We start from the raw sequence: 19,270 nt of genomic DNA, 5'->3' as shown, positions 1-19,270 counted from the left end.
CGCACCAGGGTTGAGCGTGAAATCAGTCTACGCTCAAGACCACCTTGACGCTGCCGTCAACGGCGGATTTCTCGATATAGCCGATGGCATCGGGATTGGCAGCCACGAACTTCTTCACTTCAGCGGCCGAAGCCAGTTCCTTGGGCGGCGTCGCCTTGCCCGAGAACACCAGGCGCGACCAGGCGGCCTTGACCTGCGGCGCCTGTTTGCCCGTGACCTTGCTGTAGAACTGATCGCGTGTCGCCGCACTTTCTGGCAGGTCCACGGCAGCCGCCGCGGCACCACTAGGCAAGGTGTTGGATTTACCCAGGAAGATGCTGGAGACTTGGTCGGCCGTCATGGTGGCGGCTGCGTTCTTCGGGTTGACGATCACGGCCACCTGGGCCTGAGCCAAGGGCAAAGCGCACAAAAGCACGAGCGCCGCGCCAGCCTGAATTTGCTTGAGTTGTTTCATGATCGGCCCCTTCAGAACACCGTGTCCACAGCGATGCTGTAGATGTTGGTTTTACCGACCATCGTGCCGTTGGTCGGCACCAGGAACAAGCCCTGAGTCTTGGGCGAAATGCGCTCGAACTGCGCCTTGACGGCGATGTTGCGATAGGCGTCCCAACGCAAGCCCAAGGCCCCGGTTTTCTGGCTGATGGCCTGACCGGCCAGCACCAGATTGACGCCCGCTTTCAGGCCGGCCAACTGCGGCGTTGGCGCAGGGATGTTGTTGACCGCGTTGGCATCAACCACTTTGAGCTCGGACATCGTCAGGTAGGGCGTGAACTTGCCGAAGCGATGGCCCACGGTCAAGTACCAGCCGTTGGTGTCTGACACATAGGAGTCGGTACGGCGCTGGGTGTACTCAAAATTGGCCAGCCAATTGCCTTGGTCGTAGCTGGCGCCGATACCGGTGAAGGTGGCCTTCTTGTCGGTGCCGTCCAGCTGATTGCCCAGGGCTGCAAAAGTCGGGCTCAGGCCAGCCAGCGCCGGGTTGCGCAGTGCGCCGACGATGCCCGCCAAGGTGCTGCTGTGAACTGTCAGCTTGCTGTCGACATGGCCGAAGCGCAAGGTCAGGCCACCGTCGAGTTCGACCGTGGCGTTGATGCCCATGACCTTGTCCAGTTCGACTTTGTTGCTGGTGACATAGTTCGAGGACTTGCCGCCGTACAACTGAGCAGTCACGGTGGCCGAGCCGAGGGTGGTCTGATAGCTCAGATCAGCACCATCAAAGTGGCTGACCGGCACTTGGCCATAGACATCCTGCGGGGGGCGCAGCCAGGTGTTGGCGAAGCCAACATCTCGGAAGTCCGACACAGCGAAGAAGGGGCCGCCCATGCGGCCGAGTCGCAGGGCCAGATTCGGCGAGACTTGTGCCTTGACAAAGGCCCACTCCAAGGCCGGTGTGAACTTGCCCTTGCCGTCCTGCTTGGTCAGCACCTGCACGGTGCCGGAGAACATGGCGTTGGCGCGAGCAGTGACCTGCAGGCCAAGTTTGCTGTCCACTTCGCCGGTGACCGACGTGTCGGCACCGCGCGGTTGGCCGTACAGAGCGTACTTGCCGGTGTCAGAGCTGGACTTGACCAAGCCCAGCGTGCCAAAACCCGAGAAGGAAAACGCAGAGTCACTGGCCGCCTGTGCTCGCGCAGCGCCGGTCAAAGTGAGTAGAGCCAGGGCCACTGGCGTCAGGAACACAGCAGTTCCAATTCTCATGAATGTCTCCTTAATGAACAGCTAAAAAAACTGACGGGGCCGCACAAATGTGCGCCCAACGCCCAAGTCTGTACAGACGTTGTCGGTTCCGGCGCCACAGACTTGAGTGCAAAACGCAAGCAAGCGTGAAACATGGCTTGCGACTTCAGGTCCAGAAAACTCCGGCAGCCCGAATCGGGCGGCCCTATCAAGCAAAGTCCATGGACAACCGCGTGCTCATTCGCCATGGAGAATCCACCTGAAACCTCGAAAACCGCTTCACCGGCTGGACCGATATTGACCTGACCCTCACCGGTGTTAAGCAGGCCAAACAGGCCGACCGACTGATCAAGGATGCAGGCCTGGTCTTTGGCGTGGCTTACACCTCGATGTTCAAGCGTGCGGTTTGGACGCTTTGGCATTGTTTGGATCAAATGAATCGCATTTGGTTGCCGGTTGTCCACAGCTGGCGCCTCAAGGAGCGCCATGAGGGCTCCTTGCTAGGCCTGAACAAGGCAGACATCGCAAAGCAGTACGGCGACGAGCAATTGCTGGTCTGGCGCCGCCGCTACGACACACCGCCGCCCGCATGCTGCCCTTCTGGTAAGGCAGCGCGGCCCCGGCGATCAAGCTAGGCGGCGACTTCGGCCAGCCAGGGCAAGGCCTGACCCCCGGGGGTTCCGCGCCCTCCTCTGATTCACCCCTACCCGGCCTGGCTCGCCTCAGTGCAGGGGGTTGAGTGCGTCCAGCCCGTGCAGACCGTAAAGGCCGTAGAGCCGTTCACTGGGCAAACGCGCCAGCAGGCTCTTGTCGGGCACCACGGCCGCCACCGCGTGCTCGGGCCGCGATGTATCGCGACACATAGGCTCGGAGCAGGCCTTGCCCTGGGCGTCGACCAAGGTCATGACCACCGGGCATTGCAGGCTGGCACCGCGCCGCACCACCACGGCCAGCTCACCGCTGGCCAGGCGCAGCAACTCCCCCGGCGGGTACATGCCGAACTCCTTGATCAGGGCCGCCACCATGGCATCCCCAGGCGCGCCCTCGTAGGTCTGGCGCGCAGCAAGCTTGATGTCCATGGCCGGGCGGTTGGTGCGAGCGCTGATCTTGGCCATGAAGACATCAACCAGACGCAGCAGGCGCGCCAGCTCCTCCACCTCGGTCAGACCGCGCGGGTAACCGCGCCCCCCGGGCTGCTCATGGTGCTGGGCCACGGCGATCAACCATTCCTCATCGGCCGTGCCCGCGGCACGCAGACGCTTGGTGGCATCCTCGGGATGGCGGCGGATCTGCTCACGCTGGCTCTCGGTCAGGCGCCCGCCGGCCATGGCATAGCGGCCCTGCAATTCGATGATGCTGGCGTTCATGGTCAGCGCCGCCTTGACGGCGCAGCGCTGCCGCTCCTCGGGCCAGCCCAGGCGTTGCGCCACCATCAGGCAAAGGGTGGCCACGTGCAGGGAATGCGTGAGGCCGTAGAGGCGAAGCTGCTGGTTTTCCTGGCGCACCGACTGGTAAAGCGCGACATCGCCGTCCTGCCTTGCCAGCGTGATCAGCTCGGTGGTCACCTCGTCGCAGCTGCTCAGAAAATGCTCGGCATCCGACAAGGTCTTGAGCATCACGTCGAGCGACCAGACCGCCTGCTGCCAACGCGAGGCCAGCGAGGGGGCTTCGGTCGGTATTTCCTGACCGGCCTGCAGGGCACGCAGCTCCTGCACATCGGCATACATGCCGCGCTCCAGCAAGGACAGCAGCTGGACCTGGCTGTGCAGCTTCTGGCCACAGGCCAGCAAGAGACCGCCCGAGGCGTCGCGCACATTGAAGGGCAAGGGCACGGCCACTTGGACCTGCTCAGCCACCAACTTCAGCAATTGCATCGCGCTCAGCCACTCCTCGTGAAGAAGAAAGACAGTCGGGCTCGATCCTGCGAGCCAGCAGGACTCAGCTTCAGCTCACAACCAGCGCCTCAACACACCGGCCAGCAAGGGCACGATGCTGACCGCGTTGCTGCCATGCGGCACGCTGTTGCTGCTCCAGACATGCCGCACGCCCGCAGCCTGCAGGGCCGGCAAGGCATCGCCGTTGAACAAGGCATGGGTCACGGCCACATCGACCGAGGCCGCGCCCCGGGCCAGCAGGCCTTGGGCCGCGCCGATCAAGGTACGGCCGGTCGAGGCCATATCGTCCAGCAACACAACGGCCCGGCCGCTCACCTCCAGCTGCGGCAAAGCCAGCTCGACCTGATGGTCGCCATGGCGCACCTTGCGGCCGATCGCATGGTCCAAGCCTCCAGCGGCGGCGGCCTCGCTGACCCATTGCGCCGACTCTTCATCGGGCCCGATCAGCAGCGCGCCCGGCACATGCGCGGCAATCCAGGCACCCAGCACCGGCGCCACCGAAAGCGCAAAGCCGGCACCGGCCGGCATCACCTCATCGAGGCTGGCAATGCGGTGCAGATGCGGGTCCAGGGTGATCACATGGTTGAACTGCTGGGCCAGCAATCGGGCGATGTGGCGTTGGCTGACCGCCTCGCCGGGCGTGAACTCCATGTCCTGGCGCATGTACGCCAGATAAGGCGCCACCAGCACCAGACGGTCGGCGCCCAGCTCGCGCGCGGTCGGCGCGGCGATCAAGAGCTCGACCAATTTTTCATTGGGCTGCTGCAGGCCGCGCAAGAGGAAGACCGTGGGCGGCAAGGGCTTGGGCAAGACCAGGCGCAGCTCACCGTCCGGGAAGCGGTGGCGGCTGATGAAGGCCAGCGGCAGGCCCAGGGCCTGGGCCAGCTCCTGCGCCAGCGGGCGCTCGTCTTCGAAAGCCAGCAGCAGAGCCCGGGAATGCAGAAGATCGCTCATGGATGGCGAAGCACTTTCAGATTGAAAACAAAGAGCCGCTGGCAAATTCATGCGGCAGCTGGTCGAGCCGGCCGATCTGACAGCCCGACCCTTTTTCGGCCAGCTCGCGGGCAAACTGCAGATCGGCTTCGAATTGGGCGTGAATGCGATAGAGCGGCTCGCCGGCTTTCACCGGCTCGCCCAGGCGTTTGAGCAGCAGCAGGCCGGCGCCCGCCACCTGCGGCGCACCGGCCAGGCGCGCGACCCGGGCAATGCGCAAATTGTCGATGGCGATGATGTGGCCCTCATGGGGCGCCAGCACCTCAAAGCTGAGCGCGCCAACCCCAGGAGCTGCCACGCGCCGACCTTGGGCATCGATGATGGCATTCATCTGCGCCAGGGCGCGGCCACTGTCCAGGATGTCGCGGGCGATCGCGTCGCCCTCACCGCCGCGCACATCGGGGTCGAACTCGATCATGCGCCCGGCCAGGCGCAAGGCCTTCTGCCGCAGGTCCTGCGGCGCGGCCGGGTCGCATTGCAGCACCTGCATCACATCCAGCGCCTCCAGCACCGGGCCGATGCCGCGGCCGATCGGCTGGCGGCCATCGCTGAGCACCACATCGATCTGCAGGCGCAGATGGCCGGCCACGTATTCGAACAACTTTTTGAGCCGCTGCGCCTCGACCATGGAGCGAACCTTGGCGCTCGGGCCCACCGGAATGTCCAGCACCAGATGGGTGGAGCCGGCTGCAATCTTCTTGGACAGGATGGAGGCCACCATCTGCCCCGGCGAGTCGATGGACAGCGGCCGCTCGACCGAAATCAGGATGTCATCGGCCGGCGAGAGATCGGCCGTGCCGCCCCAGGCCAGGCAAGCGCGGGTGGCGCGCACGATCTCGACCATGCGCTCGAAACCGAGCTCCACATTCGCCAACACCTCCATGGTGTCGGCCGTGCCTGAGGGCGAGGTGATGGCGCGCGAGCTGGTCTTGGGGCAGAGCATGCCGTGGGCGGCGACGATGGGCACGACCAACATGGAGGTGCGGTTGCCCGGGATGCCGCCGATGCAATGCTTGTCCACCACCGGGCCGGCGCCGACCTGGCCTTTCCAGTCCAGACGTCGGCCGACGGCGATCATGGCCTCGGTCAGGTGCAAGACCTCTTCGCGGTCCAGCTCGTACTGTTTGGTGGCCACGACAAAGGCAGCCAGCTCGATCTTGGAGTAACGCGCTTGTGCCACGTCACGGATGATGGCGGCCAGATCCTGGCGGCCCAAGCGTTCTCCATCGATCTTGCGGTGCAAGGCGGCGATGGAGCCGGGTGGCTCGGCATGGGCGATCGTCGCCGCATGGCCATCGACCACCCCCAGGCGGGCAAAGGCTTCTTCGCTCAAGCCCAGATCACAGGCGCTGACGATGCGCTCGTCGTCCACCACATTGAGCACGGCCAGGATGCTGCGCGGGCCCTGACCGTTGTTGGTGTGGATCTCGACCTTGGACAGGGCCTGAAAACCGGCGGCACGAACCACCGGACAGTCCCGGTGCAGATAAGCCACGTTCTCGCGCCAGGTGTCGATGCCGACACGGCGGATGGACAGCGAGCTCTTGGGCAGCGAGCTCTTGGGAACCGGGGTCGCGCTCATTCGGACACTGTAACGGACGAGACCGCCCTGCCCGTCGGGCACTTGTTTCAATTCGCAGCCAGGGCCTCGGCGATCTGCTCGCGCACATGCTCGGCCAGGGCGCGGCGGTCGGCGTGCGCACTCTCCAGCGCCGGCAGGATCTGGATCTCGATGCCCACGCCGCGTGCCTTGAGCACAGTCCAGAGGCTGGCGATCATGGTGGTGTCGCCGATGAATCGGGCCGAGCTGCTGAAGCGCTCGCCCGGCTCATACCAGCGCAGCGCCAAGGGCTGGATCACCGTCTCGGTGGCAATGGCAGCCTGCAAGAGGTTGCCGTGGAAAGGCAGCAGCTCTGGGCCGGCCCCAGTTGTGCCCTCGGGAAACACAGCCACGGTGTCGCCGGCCTTGAGCGCATCGGCCATCTGGTGCACCACACGCAGCGCGTCACGCTTGCTGGTGCGTTCGATGAACAAGGTGCCCACGCCCGCCGTCAGCGCGCCCACCACCGGCCAATGCTTGACATCGGCCTTGGAGACAAAGCGCGCCTCGGGCAGCACCGCATGTACCGCGGCGATGTCCAGCCAAGACACATGGTTGGCGACGATCAACTTGGCACCCGGCCGGGCCTGGCCCTTGAACTCCAGGCGCACGCCCATCAGCGCCAGCATCTTGCCGGACCACCAACGGATGCGGTGGTGGCGCTGCCCCAAGCTCAGGCTCGGGAACAGCAGCTTGATCATCAAAAGCCCGTGCAGCACATGCAGGACAAAGCGCAGCAAGCGCCAAGCAGCGAGCAGATTTCGCATCTCAGCGGGCAGCCTCAGCTTCGAAGGCCATATGGCCGGCCACCACCGTGTAGCGCACCTGAGCCGGCAGCTCGAAGCCGCTGATCTCGTAGGCAAACGGCGTGTGCTTGCCCTGGCTGCTCAGGCGCTCGGGCGTGACCGCCCAGCTGGCTGCCGGGTCGAAGACGCAGACATCGGCCACGCCGCCCTCGACCAGGCGGCCGGCGCTGGCGCCCAGTGAGCCCAGGGCGCTGCCCAGCACGCGCACCGGCGCGGCCGTGACCACGCCCAGGCTTTGCGCCATCGACAGGCCACTGTCCTGACCCCAGCGCAGGGCCAGGCTCAAGAGCAGCTCCAGGCCGGTGGCGCCGGGCGTGGCTTCGGCAAAGGGCACGTTCTTCTCGTCAGGGGCGACGGGCATGTGGTCGGACACCAGCGCGTCCAGTGTGCCGTCGGCCAGACCGGCGCGCAGGGCGTCGCGGTCGCGGCCCTGGCGCAGCGGCGGGTTCAGGCGCATGGCCGGGTTGAAGTAGCCGATGTCCACATCACTGAGGTGCAGGGAGTTGATGGACACATCGGCCGTGAGCTTGAGGCCTTCCTGCTTGGCCGCACGCACCAGGGCCACGCCGGCAGCGCTGGAGATGCGGCACAGGTGGACGCGGGCGCCGGTCGAGCGCATCAGCTCGAAGATGGTATGCAAGGCCACGGTCTCGGCCGTCACCGGCTCGCCGGACAGGCCCAGGCGGGTCGCCACCGCGCCGCTGGCGGCCACGCCACCGGACAGGTAGGCATCGAGCGGACGCAGCCAGACGGTGTAGTCATAGGTGGCCGCATACAGCAGGGCGCGGGCCAGCACCAGGGTGTCGCGAACGGGCCTGTCGGCCTGCGAGAAGCCGATGCAGCCGGCCTCGGTCAGCTCGGCCATTTCGGTCAGCGACTCACCGCTCAAATGGGTCGTCAGTGCGCCCAGCGGGAACAAACGGCAGCGGCTGAGCTTGCGGGCGCGGAACTTGAGCATCTCGACCAGGCCGGGCTCATCCAGCACCGGGTCGGTGTCGGGCGGGCAGACCAGGCTGGTCACGCCACCGGCCGCTGCCGCGGCCAGCTCGCTCTCGAGCATGCCTTCGTGTTCATGGCCGGGCTCGCGCAGGCGCGCCGCCAGGTCCACCAGGCCCGGCGCCACCACCAGGCCGCCGGCCTCGATGACGCGCTCGGCCGAAAACTCACCGACATCGCCGAGGCCGACGATGCGGCCGTTGGCGATGGCCAGGTCGCCGATGCGGTCCAGGCCGCTGGTCGGGTCGATCAGTCGACCGCCTTTGATCAAGATCTTCATGCTTCGTTTCCTGCCAAGATGGACATCACGGCCATGCGCACGGCGATGCCGAAGGTCACCTGCGGCAGGATTACGCTTTGCGCGCCATCGGCCACGGTGGAGGCGATTTCAACGCCCCGGTTGATCGGGCCCGGGTGCATGACGATGGCGTCGGGCTTGGCCAGCGCCAGCTTCTCGGGCGTCAGGCCGAAGTTCTTGAAGAACTCGCCAGCGCTGGGCAGCATGGCGCCGCTCATGCGCTCGTTCTGCAGGCGCAGCATGATGATGACGTCGGCACCCTGCACACCCTCGGCCATGTCGTGGCAGACACGCACGCCCATGTCTTTGAGGTCGCCCGGCACCAGGGTCTTGGGGCCGACGGCGCGGATCTCGGGCACGCCCAGGATGTTCAGCGCGTGGATGTCCGAGCGGGCCACGCGCGAGTGCACGATGTCGCCGACGATGGCCACGGTCAGATTGCGGAAGTCCTTCTTGTAGTGCCTGATCGTGTACATATCGAGCAAGCCTTGCGTCGGATGCGCGTGGCGCCCGTCACCGGCGTTGACCACATGCACATGGGGCGCGCAATGCTGGGCGATCAGGTAGGGCGCGCCCGATTCGCTGTGGCGCACCACGAACATATCGGCATGCATGGCCGAGAGATTGGCCACCGTGTCCAGCAGGGTCTCGCCCTTGGCGGTGCTGGAGCGGGCGATGTCGAGGTTCAGCACATCGGCCGACAGGCGCTTGGCCGCGATCTCGAAGGTGGTGCGGGTGCGGGTGCTGTTCTCGAAGAACAGATTGAACACCGACTTGCCGCGCAGCAGCGGCACCTTCTTAACCTCGCGGTCGTTGACCGAGAGGAAAGTGCCGGCCGTATCCAGGATCTGGTGAATGATGGCCTGGGGCAGGCCTTCGATGGACAAGAGGTGAACCAGCTCACCGTGCTTGTTCAGCTGGGGGTTGCGTTTGGAGAGCATGGCGTTCAGCCTTCCTTGACATCAAAACTGAAACGACCACCGTCCTCGCTCTTGGCCAGGCGCAGGCGCTGTTCGGCCGGCAGGTGCACGCGCGCGGCCGAGAAGGCCGGCTCGATCGGCAGCTGACGCCCGCCACGGTCCACCAGCACCGCCAGCGTGACGCTGGCCGGGCGGCCGAAATCGAAGAGCTCGTTGATCACGGCACGCGTGGTGCGGCCGGTGTAGAGCACATCGTCGATCAAGACGATGTGGCGGCCTTCCACCTCGAAGGGCAGCTTGGTGTGGTCGGCCTTGGCTGACATGCCTTTGGAGCCGAAGTCATCCCGGTGCAGGGAGCTGGAGATCACGCCGGCCTGACCGGCCAGGCCCAGATCGCGCTGCAGCCGCTCGGCCAGCCAGGCGCCGCCCGACCAGATGCCCACCAGCGCCGCCTCGGGCTGCCAGAGTTTTTGCACGCCGCGCAGCAGATCGGCATAGATCGCCTCGGCATCCAGTAGCAAAGTGCTCATGTGTTCTCTCTGAAAAACTGTTCAAGAATCAGGGCGGCCGCGGCCGAATCGACATCGCGCGCGCCCCGGCTCTCGGCCTCGACGCTGGTGTAGCGCTCGTCCACCTCGAAGACGGGCAGGCGCAGGCGGCTCTTGAGTTGGCGACCAAATTTGCGCGCGCGGGCGGTGATCTCGTGTTCTGCACCGTCGGGGTGGAAGGGCACGCCGATGACCAGGGCCTGGGGCTGCCATTCACGCACCAGCTTCTCGATCGCCTGCATGCGCGCCTCGCCTTCGACGGCGATGTGGCGCAGCGGCTCGGCCTGGCCGGTGAAGCGGCTGCCATAGGCCACACCGACGCGGCGACTGCCGTAGTCAAAGGCCAGGGCCGTCTGCACGGCGGCGGCGGCCGGTGCGGGAATGGGGGTCGCTGGGGCCGGCGCGGTCATGCGTGGCCGGCCTCTTGGCTCAGCATGCGCGGGTCCACGCCCAGCAGGCCGAGCGCACGCTCGTAGCGCTGCTCCACCGGGGTATCAAAGATGATGTTGGGTTCGGCGTCCACCGTCAGCCAGCCGTTGCGGCCGATTTCTTCTTCCAGCTGGCCGGCGGCCCAGCCGCTGTAGCCCAGGGTGACCAGCACGCGGCGCGGGCCGGCGCCGTTGGACAAGGCCTCCAGCACATCTCGGCTGGTGGTCATTTCCAGGCCGCCGGGAACGGCCAGGGTGGCGTTGTAGTGCTTGCCCTCAGCGTCCAAGGGCTCGTGCAGCACGAAACCGCGCTCGGTCTGCACCGGGCCACCGTAGTAAACGGTGGAGGCGGCCAGCTCATCGCTGGGTGGGCTCAGCTCGACTTTCTCGAACAGATGACCGAGGGTCAGGGAGATGGGCTTGTTGATGACCAGGCCCAGCGCCCCTTTTTCATTGTGTTCGCAGAGGTAGATGACGCTGCCCGCGAAGGCCTCGTCGGCCATGCCCGGCATGGCGATCAGGAACTGGTTGGCGAGGACGATCCGATCTTGAGGCATGCAAGCATTTTATTCGCGGGCGACACTATCGGGATGACGCGCTCAATAAATGCCTCTGATCAAAGCCCCGCCCCGTCCCGCCGCGTGCCACGCGCCCTGGTCTGGTTCCGCCGCGACCTGCGTGTGGACGACCAGGCCGCCCTGTACCGGGCCTTGCGGACCGCGGACCAGGTTTTCTGCGTGTTCGTGCTGGACCGCGACATCCTTGACGCCCTGCCCCGCAGCGACCGCCGGGTTGATTTCATCCTGCGCAGCCTGGTCGAGCTGGACGCCGGCCTGCGCGCGCTCTGCCCCGGCGGCGGCCTGATCGTGCGCCATGGCTGGGCAGGCGAGGAGATCCCGCGCCTGGCGGCCGAGCTGGAAGTGCAGGCCGTGTTCTGCAACCACGACGACGAGCCCGCCGCCCTGGCCCGCGACGCCCAGGTGGCCGAAGCCCTGGCCAGCTTCAGCTGCCAGCTGCGCAGCTTCAAGGACCATGTGGTGTTCGAGCGCAGCGAGGTGCTGACCGGCACCGGCAAGCCCTACGGTGTGTTCACGCCTTACAAGAACGCCTGGCTGCGCCAGATCAATGACTTCTATCTGAGCAGCTACCCGGTGGCCCGCCACGCGGCGGCCCTGGCCCCCACGGCCCTGGCCCGCGGTGTGCCCAGCCTAGCCGAGATCGGTTTTGAGCCCACGGACCTGAGCGCGCATTTGGGCGCTGGCGCTTCGGGCGCCGAGGCCTTGTTCGAGGAGTTTCTGGACCGCATGGACCAGTACGAGGCCTCGCGCAACTTCCCCGCCGTCAAGGGCCCCAGCTACCTGAGTCTGCACCTGCGCTTCGGCACCATCTCCATCCGGCGCCTGGCGCGCGAGGCCTGGCAGCGTGCCCAGGGCGGCGACCGCGGCGCCGAGGTCTGGCTCTCCGAGCTGATCTGGCGCGATTTCTACCACCAGGTCATGCACCACCACCCACATGCCATGGTGCGGGCCTTCCGGCCCGAGTACGACGCGATCACCTGGGACAGCGGCCCGGCGGCCGATCACCTGTTCAAGGCCTGGTGCGAAGGCCGAACCGGCTACCCCCTGGTCGACGCCGCCATGCTGCAGCTGAACCAGAGCGGCTATATGCACAACCGCCTGCGCATGGTGACGGCCTGCTTCCTGATCAAGGATTTAGGCATCGCCTGGCAGCGCGGCGAGGCCTACTTCGCCGAAAAGCTGCTGGACTTCGACCTCGCCGCCAACAACGGCGGCTGGCAATGGGCCTCGTCCAGCGGCTGCGACGCTCAGCCCTACTTCCGCATCTTCAATCCGGTCACGCAGAGCGAAAAGTTCGACCCCGAGGGCAAGTTCATCAAGCGCTACCTGCCGCAGCTGGCCAAGCTGCCCCCGAAGCTGATCCACGCACCCTGGCAGGCCAAGCCGCTGGAGCTGGAGGCCTGCCGCGTGGTGCTGGGCCGCGACTACCCGACGCCCATCGTGCGCCACGACGAGGCGCGCGCCGCCACGCTGGCGCGCTACGCGGTGGTCAAATCGCGGGCCATTGAGTAAAAAAGAAAACGAACCGCGATGAGCATCGAGATCCCCAAAGCCGCCCGCGAACAAGCGATTCACTCGATCGAGCGTTACTTCGAGCACCACATGGACGAGCCCATCGGCAATATCGCCGCCGGCGGCCTACTCGGCTTTTTCCTGGAGGAGATCGGCCCGCTGATCTACAACCAGGCGGTGGCCGATGTGCAAGAGCGCATGCAGCAACGCGTGGCCGAGCTGGACATCGAAGTCCATGAGGACGAGTTCCAGTACTGGCGCAAGTACGAGAGCAAAGCCGGCGCGCGGAGCAAGAAGCCATGAACGGCCCGAGCGCACCGGCTGACGAAGGCGAAGACTTCAGCCCTGCCCCGACCCGCCCATTCGATCTGGGTTTCAGCCACCGTGAACGCAAGGACGGCAGCCTGGAAGTGCTGCACGGCGGCCGCCAGGCGGCCCTGCTGCGCGGCAACCGAGCCCTCGGCCTGCTGCACATCCTGAACACCGGCAGCTTCGAGCAAGGCCAGCAGGCCATGGCCAAGATCACCGGCAACTACAAGCGCGGCAATGAGGACCAGGCCGCTCGCCACCCTCGGCGCACCGGCTGAGGGCAGACAGCAAGGCCGAGCCTCGATCAAGGACGCGTGATCAGGGCAAAACGCCCCTCGCGCGGGCTACGCAGCCAGAAGGCCTTCTTCGCCGTGTCATAGCCGGCCACACCCTCGACCAGCGAGCAGCTGGCCGCCACATCGGGCGGCGTGCCGAGTAGATAAGCCGGCACATAAGCGCGCTGGCTCAGGCAGGCGGTCGTGGCGACCGGCCGCCAGGCACCGCTGACCGGGTCCTGGCGGGCCAGCATCAGCTGCTCCGCCTTGCCATCCTTGGGCAGGCCGAATTCCAGCACAAAGGGATCGCCCTGGCCGTCTGCCGCCAGGGTCCAGCTGCCGCTGGCCCAGGCCGGCAGCTGCACCGGGCGCTTGCCTTGCTCGCTGCCGTCACCGAGCGAACCGGGCAGGCCGGTGCTGGTACGGATGTCCTTGAGCCGGCCATAAGGGTCGATGTAAGTGCCGCCCTGACCGGCCGTGCCGCTGACATTCAGGACCTCGGACACGGTGCCTTCGAGCTTGGCCTCCCAGGACAGGATCAGCTGCTTCTTCAGGTCGATGGTGGTGGCGCGCACCTCGACCGCCTCGTCCGGCGTGCCGACCTTGATCAGGCGGGCGCGCTGGCTGTTATTCAGATTCGGGCGCCAGCTCTCATGGGCCACGAACATGAAGCGCTGCATCAGCGACAGCATCTCGCGGCTGTTCGCGGCCTCGGTCTTGCCCGGCTCGGCGCTCATGGTGCGGCTGCGCGTGTCGTGGCGATTGAAGCTGAGGTTCTCGCCGTCCAGCACGCGTGCTGACACGCCCTGCGGCGACGGGCATGGGCTGCTGCGGTAGTTGGTGTCGTAGACGTTGTTGCGCTGGATTTCGCTGGGGAAGCTGGCCGGGTAGACCACTTTCTCGCAGCGCGCCGCACTGCGGCGGAAGCGGTCGAAGAGCTGCCACTTCGGCTGAGCCAGCTCCTTGGGGCCGTCCTCGTTCTTCATCACGCTGTGCTCGGCATACCAGGCCTTGAAGTCCAGCACATCGTCCTTGAAGTCGAGGATGGAGGCGTTGACATCCAGCGTGCCGGTGGCCTCGGTGCGGGCCTTCAGCATCAGCGTGTTCTGCACCAGCTCATGCTCGCCGAAGCGATTCTCATAGCCCTTGTAGGAGGCGCTGCCGGAGACGATCTGCATGAAGTTGCGCTGCGCCGGGTCGCGGATCAGGCTGCGCGCATACAGATGCTCATGGCCGGACACATAGACCACGTCGTGGTCAGCGAGCAGCTTGCGGTACTTCTCGTACACGCCCTTGAAGGCGACATCGCCCTCCTCCGACTTGTAGCCCTCGACGATGCGCTCGCGCAGCAGGCCGTACTTGTTGCCGACAAAGGAGTTGTGAGTCTGCAGCACGATGTGGCGGGCCTGCGCCTTGTGCTTCAGGATGGTCTGCTCGATGAAGTCGTAGGCAAAAGGCATCCAGCCATAGGACACATTGATCAGCAGCACACCCTTGCGCAGCACGGCGTAGTTCTTGTTGCGCGCGCCGGCCATATGCTCGGCATCGGCCGGGATGAAATCGCCGGCCAGGTCGTGCCAGTCCTGGTCCATGCCCTTGTTGTCATGATTGCCCATGATGGGCAGGAAGGTCATGAAGGGCTTGTAGGCTTCGGCCACCTCGCGCCACTGGCGGTACTCGGCCGCCGTGCCGTTCTCGGCCAGATCGCCGACCACCAGCACCACATCGACCTTCTGCTCCTTGTACAGCTCCAGCAGCGCCCGCATCGGATGAACCGAGGTATTAGAGCCACCGCCCTGGGTGTCGGGCAGCACCGCGACTTTCAGCGCCTTCATTTCCACCGGGGCCGGTGCTGGGGCGGGCGCAGGTGCGGGGGCTGGCGCTGGTGCCGGGGCGCTGGTGTCGTCGGAACCGCCGCAGGCCGTCAGCAAAGGCAGCAAGGGCAGGCAGGCCAGCAAGGCCCGGCTCAACAAGCGGGGCGTGGGGGATGTCTTCATGGTCAAGGCGCTCTCTGGCAGAAAGAAAAGCGCGATGGTGCTCAGCCGCGGTGACACATCCATGAAGACTGTGTAAACGCCACAAGACGGCAGGAGAAGCATGCCGTCCAACGCACGGCGGTGCGTGCTGCGCCCCTCAGCTGCCCTGCTCTGATCCTTTCAGCAGGGTCTCAGCCGCAAAAGGCACCGGCTGCCAGCGCTTCAGCAGGCCGCCGTAGCGCTCGCCCCAGCGCCGCATGCCTTCGCTGCGGCCGGCGAAGACATGGTCGAGAAAAGCCAGGGACAGCTCCCGCGTCGCAACCTTGACCTTGGGGTTGAGGTTGACGCCGCCGGTGCCGGCGCGGTCGGTGAAGATGCTGTGCGAGCCACCTTCGAACACGGCCAGGGCCTTGCTCGGGCCACCCATCGCCTCGAAGACCTTGATGCGGTCTTCGGCGGCCGAGTAGTAACCGGGTACCTGAATCACATCCTGGGTGGCCGTGATGTGCAGGGTCGGAATGCGGATGTCCTGCAGGATGGGGGCCAGGTCGTTCTCGCCATAGAAAGGCGGGGCCGAAATGAGAATGGCCGCCTTGATGCGCGGCTCCAGCAATGGCAAGACCTGACCCTGGCGCTGCACCCGGGCTCCGGACAGCAGCATGGTGGTGTTGGCGCCGTAGGAATGCCCGGCTGCGGCGATGCGCTGCAGGTCGATGGATGCGCCCTGCTCACTGGCCAGCAACTGGTCCAGAGCAAAGCGGACATCGGCGACGCGGTTCAAGGCCTCGCTTTCCTTGGCGGCATCTTGCAAGCGACCGACCAGGCTGAAGATATTGCCGGTCCACAGGCCGCGATCGCTGCCCACATGCTGGACATGCAGGCTGGCCAGACCTTTAGAGGCCAGATAGGCACCGAGATAGCTGTAGCCGCGCCGCGAGCCACCCAGACCGTGCGAGAACAGCAGCAAGGGCAGGCCGCCCGTCGCCGCGGGTTCAGCCGGCACATACAGGCGCGCCGGCACCGCGCGCTGGCGGCTCGCGTCCTGCCAATCGAAATCCAGCGATCGGTAGCGGCTGGCGGGGACGGTGAGTTCGGCAAAGTCGGGCGCCGAGGCAGCCTGAGGGCCGCTCGGCGAACCCGTCTCAGTGGCGATCTCTCCAACGCCAAAGACCTCGGGCTTGCAGCCCGCCAGGGCCGAGAGCGCCAGGGCCGCACCCAGCCCCAGGGTCAGCCGACGGCGCTGTTCACCGGCGGAGTTCGGAGAGGAAGGCTGGGGGTCTGGCATGGTCGGCATGCTCCTGCAGTTGGCGTTCAATCGCGCAATTTCAAGCCGGATCGACCGGCACCGGTGCTGCTGCAGTTGTTGCAGCGCTGGCTGAAGGCTTGCGCCGCATCAGGCGCGCGAACAGCTGGATCAGGTCATCCACATAGCTGAACACCACCGGGATCACCAGCAAGCTCAGGAAGGTGGAAGTGATCAGGCCGCCGATCACGACGATGGCCATGGGCGCGCGGAAGCTCGGGTCCACGCCCATGCCGATGGCGATGGGCAACATGCCCGCGCCCATGGCGATGGTGGTCATGACGATGGGGCGGGCGCGCTTGTGGCAAGCGTCGAGGATGGCCTCGAAGCGCGGCAGGCCATGGTCACGCCGGGCGATCACCACATAGTCCACCAGCAGGATGGAGTTCTTGGTGGCAATGCCCATCAGCATGATCAGGCCGATCATGGACGGCATGGACAGCGCCGTGTGCGTCACATAGAGCGCCAGGAAAGCGCCCGGGATCGACAGCACCAGGGCGGCCAGAATCGTCACCGGCTGGACGAAGTCTTTGAACAGCAGCACCAGCACCACATAGATACAGAGCACGCCGGTCAGCATGGCCAGGCCGAAGCTGGCGAACAGCTCACCCATGGCTTCGGCGTCGCCGACCGAGGTTTGCAGCACGCCTGGCGGCAGGTTTTTCAGGCTGGGCAGGGCCAGGGCCTTCTGTTCGGCCTCGCCCAGGGGCACGCCGTTCAACTCGATCTCGAAGTTGATATTGCGCATGCGGTCGTAACGGTCGATCTGGGCGGGTCCGCTGGCAATCTCCAGCGTGGCCACATTGCCCAGGGGCACCGGCCCATGCTTGCCTGGCACCGGCAGGCGCGAGAGCAAGGCCAGGTCGCTGCGCGCCTCGGCCGGCAGCTTGACGACGATGGGCACCTGGCGCTGGGCCAGATTGAGCTTGGCCAGGGCCTGGTCGTAGTCACCGGCGGTGGCGACCCGCAAGGTGTCGGCAATCGCCTCGGCGCTCACGCCCTGGTCGGCCGCGCGGGCGAAGTCGGGCCGCACGATCAGCTCGGGCCGCACCAGGCTGGACGTCGAATTGACGGCGCCGATGCCCGGGATGCTGCGCAGCTCGCGCTCGACCAGCTGGGCATGCTCGCCCAAGACCCGGCCGTCTTCGCCGGCCAGCACCAGCACATACTTCTCGGACGAGCCGCCAAAGCCGACCTTGACGCGTGCACCGGGCAGCACCTCCAAGGCCTCGCGCAGCTGGGCCTCGATGGCCTGCTTGCTGACGCCGGGGCGATCCTTGCGCGGCGTCATATTGAGGGTCAGGGTGGCCTTGCGCACCTCGGCCACGCCGCCGCCGGCGAAGGGGTCGCTGCCTGCATTGCCACCGCCGATGGCGGTGTAGATCAGCTTGACCTGCTTGTTGGCTGCGACGATCTGGCGCGCCTGCTCGGCCATGCGCGTGGTCTGGGCCAGAGTGCTGCCGGGCGGCAGGGTTACGGTGACCTGGGTCTGGCTCAAGTCATCGGGCGGCAGGAAGCCAGTGGGCAGCAGGGTCACCAGGAAGAGCGAGGCACCGGTGAACACGGCCGTGGCGACCAAGGTGAGCAGACGATGGCGCAAGCACCAGGCGGCCCAGCCGGTGTAGACGGCCAGCCAGCGCGGCTCGGCATGGAGCTTGGTGCTGGGCTTGAGGATGTAGGCCGCCATCATGGGCGTCAGCATGCGCGCCACGACCAGGGAGGCGAAGACAGCAATCGCCGCCGTCCAGCCGAACTGCACAAAGAACTTGCCGGCAATGCCGCTCATGAAGGCGGTGGGCAGGAAAACGGCGATCAGGGTGAAGGTGGTGGCGATCACGGCCAGGCCGATCTCATCGGCCGCTTCCATGGCTGCCTGGTAAGGCGTCTTGCCCATGGCCAGGTGGCGCATGATGTTCTCGATCTCGACGATGGCATCGTCCACCAAGATCCCCACAACCAGGGACAAGGACAGAAGCGTCACCGTGTTGACCGTGAAGCCCAGCCAGTACATCACGGCAAAGGCCGGAATCACCGACAAGGGCAAGGCCGTGGCCGCCACCAGGGTGGCACGCCAGTCGCGCAAGAAGAACCAGACCACGACGATGGCCAGCAGCGCGCCCTCGTAGAGCAGCACCATGGAGCCGTCGTAGTTCTCCTGCACCGGCTCCACGAAGTTGAAGGCTTCGGCGAACTGAATTTCGGGGTGGGCCGCACGCAGCTCCTCCACCGCCTTGACCACGCCGGCCGCCACTTCGACCTCACCAGCACCGCGGGTGCGCGTGATCTCGAACCCAACCACCGGCCGGCCATCGAGCTGGGCCGCCGAGCGGCGCTCGGCCACCGTGTCCTGCACCGTGGCCACTTGGTCCAGACGCACGCGCCGGCCGTCGCCCAGCGTGATGTCCATGGCCGCCAGCTCCTGGGCCGTCTGCACGGTCGCCAAGGTGCGCACCGACTGCTCGACACCGCCGATATCGCTGCGGCCGCCCGAAGCCTCTTGCTGCACTTGACGGAGTTGCCGCGAAACCTCGCTGGCTGTGGCGTTCAGGGCCAGCAGGCGGGCTGGGTCCAGCTCGACACGCACCTCGCGGCTGACGCCGCCGACGCGCGAGACCGCGCCGACGCCGCGCACCGCCAGCATGCGCTTGGCCACTTGGTTGTCGACGAACCAGGACAGGGCCTCGTCGTCCATGCGCTCGGCCGCCACGGTGTAGACCAGGATGGGCGAGCCAGTCAGCTCCATCTTGGAGATCACCGGGTCGCGCAGATCGGCCGGCAAATCCGAGCGCACGCGCGAGACCGCATCGCGCACATCGTCCACCGCCTGCTGGGTCTGTTTCTCAAGCCGGAACTCGGTGCTGACCATGACCACGCCGTCCTGGATCGTGGTGTAGATGTGCTTGACGTCTTGCAGCGTGGCCAGCTGGTTCTCCAGCTTGCGCGCCACCTGCGATTCCAGCTGCGCCGGTGAGGCACCGGGCAGGCTGGCCGTCACGGTGACAGTAGGCAGGTCGATGTCCGGGAAGTTCTGGATCTTCATCCAGCGGAAGCCCAGCAGACCGGCCAAGGTCAGCATGATGAAGAGCAGGATGGCCGGAATCGGGTTGCGTATGGACGCGGAAGAAACGTTCAACATGGTGCTTAGGGTCCTGATCC

17 protein-coding genes and 1 pseudogene are annotated in these 19,270 nt (G+C 66.1%); 4 read left to right on the top strand and 14 right to left on the bottom strand.

Features of this window, described 5'->3' with window-relative positions; translation table 11 throughout:
• Positions 1–22: 22 nt before the first annotated feature.
• Both ACQY39_RS09055 and ACQY39_RS09050 read right to left on the bottom strand, forming a co-directional pair.
• On the bottom strand, positions 23–454 hold the full coding sequence (locus ACQY39_RS09055) for a hypothetical protein (protein WP_428505435.1): 432 nt from the start codon (positions 452–454) through the stop codon (positions 23–25).
• An 11-nt stretch (positions 455–465) separates the two neighbouring features.
• Positions 466–1,698, bottom strand: a complete 1,233-nt coding sequence (locus ACQY39_RS09050) for a hypothetical protein (protein ID WP_428505433.1) — start codon at positions 1,696–1,698, stop codon at positions 466–468.
• A gap of 200 nt (positions 1,699–1,898) precedes the next feature.
• Here ACQY39_RS09050 and ACQY39_RS09045 point away from each other — a divergent pair.
• A pseudogene (locus tag ACQY39_RS09045) lies at positions 1,899–2,276 on the top strand (2,3-bisphosphoglycerate-dependent phosphoglycerate mutase); the annotation flags it as partial.
• 123 nt (positions 2,277–2,399) lie between these two features.
• Here ACQY39_RS09045 and ACQY39_RS09040 read toward each other — a convergent pair.
• From ACQY39_RS09040 to ACQY39_RS09000, 9 genes are all read right to left on the bottom strand, one after another.
• A complete protein-coding gene (locus ACQY39_RS09040; RefSeq protein ID WP_428505431.1) occupies positions 2,400–3,551 on the bottom strand; it encodes an HD-GYP domain-containing protein in 1,152 nt (383 codons plus the stop codon).
• 75 nt (positions 3,552–3,626) lie between these two features.
• Positions 3,627–4,526, bottom strand: a complete 900-nt coding sequence (locus ACQY39_RS09035) for a ribose-phosphate diphosphokinase (RefSeq protein ID WP_428505429.1) — start codon at positions 4,524–4,526, stop codon at positions 3,627–3,629.
• 16 nt (positions 4,527–4,542) lie between these two features.
• Positions 4,543–6,147 carry a thymidine phosphorylase family protein gene (locus ACQY39_RS09030; RefSeq protein ID WP_428505427.1) on the bottom strand — a complete coding sequence of 535 codons (1,605 nt, stop codon included), beginning with the start codon at positions 6,145–6,147 and terminating at the stop codon, positions 4,543–4,545.
• A gap of 47 nt (positions 6,148–6,194) precedes the next feature.
• Positions 6,195–6,932: a lysophospholipid acyltransferase family protein gene (locus ACQY39_RS09025; RefSeq protein ID WP_263517056.1), complete on the bottom strand. Its 738-nt coding sequence runs from the start codon at positions 6,930–6,932 to the stop codon at positions 6,195–6,197.
• A gap of 1 nt (position 6,933) precedes the next feature.
• Positions 6,934–8,247 (bottom strand): dihydroorotase, encoded by a 1,314-nt coding sequence (locus tag ACQY39_RS09020; protein ID WP_428505425.1) that lies wholly within the window; start codon positions 8,245–8,247, stop codon positions 6,934–6,936.
• The gene (locus ACQY39_RS09015; protein WP_428505423.1) at positions 8,244–9,206 is read right to left on the bottom strand and encodes an aspartate carbamoyltransferase catalytic subunit; all 963 of its coding nucleotides are present in this window, start codon (positions 9,204–9,206) and stop codon (positions 8,244–8,246) included. Before ACQY39_RS09015 ends, ACQY39_RS09020 begins: the two co-directional genes overlap by 4 nt.
• 5 nt (positions 9,207–9,211) lie before the next feature.
• Positions 9,212–9,715 carry a bifunctional pyr operon transcriptional regulator/uracil phosphoribosyltransferase PyrR gene (gene pyrR / locus ACQY39_RS09010; RefSeq protein WP_428505421.1) on the bottom strand — a complete coding sequence of 168 codons (504 nt, stop codon included), beginning with the start codon at positions 9,713–9,715 and terminating at the stop codon, positions 9,212–9,214.
• Positions 9,712–10,143 (bottom strand): Holliday junction resolvase RuvX, encoded by a 432-nt coding sequence (gene ruvX / locus ACQY39_RS09005; protein WP_428505419.1) that lies wholly within the window; start codon positions 10,141–10,143, stop codon positions 9,712–9,714. The genes pyrR and ruvX overlap by 4 nt, the downstream gene beginning before the upstream one ends.
• Positions 10,140–10,718: a YqgE/AlgH family protein gene (locus ACQY39_RS09000; RefSeq protein WP_263563572.1), complete on the bottom strand. Its 579-nt coding sequence runs from the start codon at positions 10,716–10,718 to the stop codon at positions 10,140–10,142. The genes ruvX and ACQY39_RS09000 overlap by 4 nt, the downstream gene beginning before the upstream one ends.
• 33 nt (positions 10,719–10,751) lie before the next feature.
• Here ACQY39_RS09000 and ACQY39_RS08995 point away from each other — a divergent pair, with 33 nt between their 5' ends.
• The 3 genes from ACQY39_RS08995 to ACQY39_RS08985 are packed head-to-tail and all read left to right on the top strand — an operon-like array spanning position 10,752 to position 12,838.
• Positions 10,752–12,251, top strand: a complete 1,500-nt coding sequence (locus tag ACQY39_RS08995; protein WP_428505416.1) for a cryptochrome/photolyase family protein — start codon at positions 10,752–10,754, stop codon at positions 12,249–12,251.
• Between the two features lie 18 nt (positions 12,252–12,269).
• Positions 12,270–12,554, top strand: coding sequence for a DUF2164 domain-containing protein (locus ACQY39_RS08990; RefSeq protein ID WP_428505414.1), 285 nt, complete (start codon positions 12,270–12,272; stop codon positions 12,552–12,554).
• Entirely contained in the window at positions 12,551–12,838 is a 288-nt protein-coding gene (locus tag ACQY39_RS08985; protein WP_428505412.1) for a hypothetical protein, read from the top strand. Before ACQY39_RS08990 ends, ACQY39_RS08985 begins: the two co-directional genes overlap by 4 nt.
• 26 nt (positions 12,839–12,864) lie before the next feature.
• Here ACQY39_RS08985 and ACQY39_RS08980 read toward each other — a convergent pair whose 3' ends face one another.
• From ACQY39_RS08980 to ACQY39_RS08970, 3 genes are all read right to left on the bottom strand, one after another.
• A complete protein-coding gene (locus ACQY39_RS08980) occupies positions 12,865–14,832 on the bottom strand; it encodes a metallophosphoesterase family protein (RefSeq protein ID WP_428505410.1) in 1,968 nt (655 codons plus the stop codon).
• Between the two features lie 136 nt (positions 14,833–14,968).
• Positions 14,969–16,096, bottom strand: a complete 1,128-nt coding sequence (locus ACQY39_RS08975) for an alpha/beta hydrolase family protein (RefSeq protein ID WP_428505408.1) — start codon at positions 16,094–16,096, stop codon at positions 14,969–14,971.
• 40 nt (positions 16,097–16,136) lie between these two features.
• The gene (locus ACQY39_RS08970) at positions 16,137–19,250 is read right to left on the bottom strand and encodes an efflux RND transporter permease subunit (RefSeq protein WP_428505406.1); all 3,114 of its coding nucleotides are present in this window, start codon (positions 19,248–19,250) and stop codon (positions 16,137–16,139) included.
• Positions 19,251–19,270: the final 20 nt, after the last annotated feature.

This window comes from Roseateles sp., assembly GCF_965262435.1.
Lineage (GTDB): Bacteria > Pseudomonadota > Gammaproteobacteria > Burkholderiales > Burkholderiaceae_C > Paucibacter_A.
This window is presented reverse-complemented; position numbering and strand designations above follow the sequence as displayed.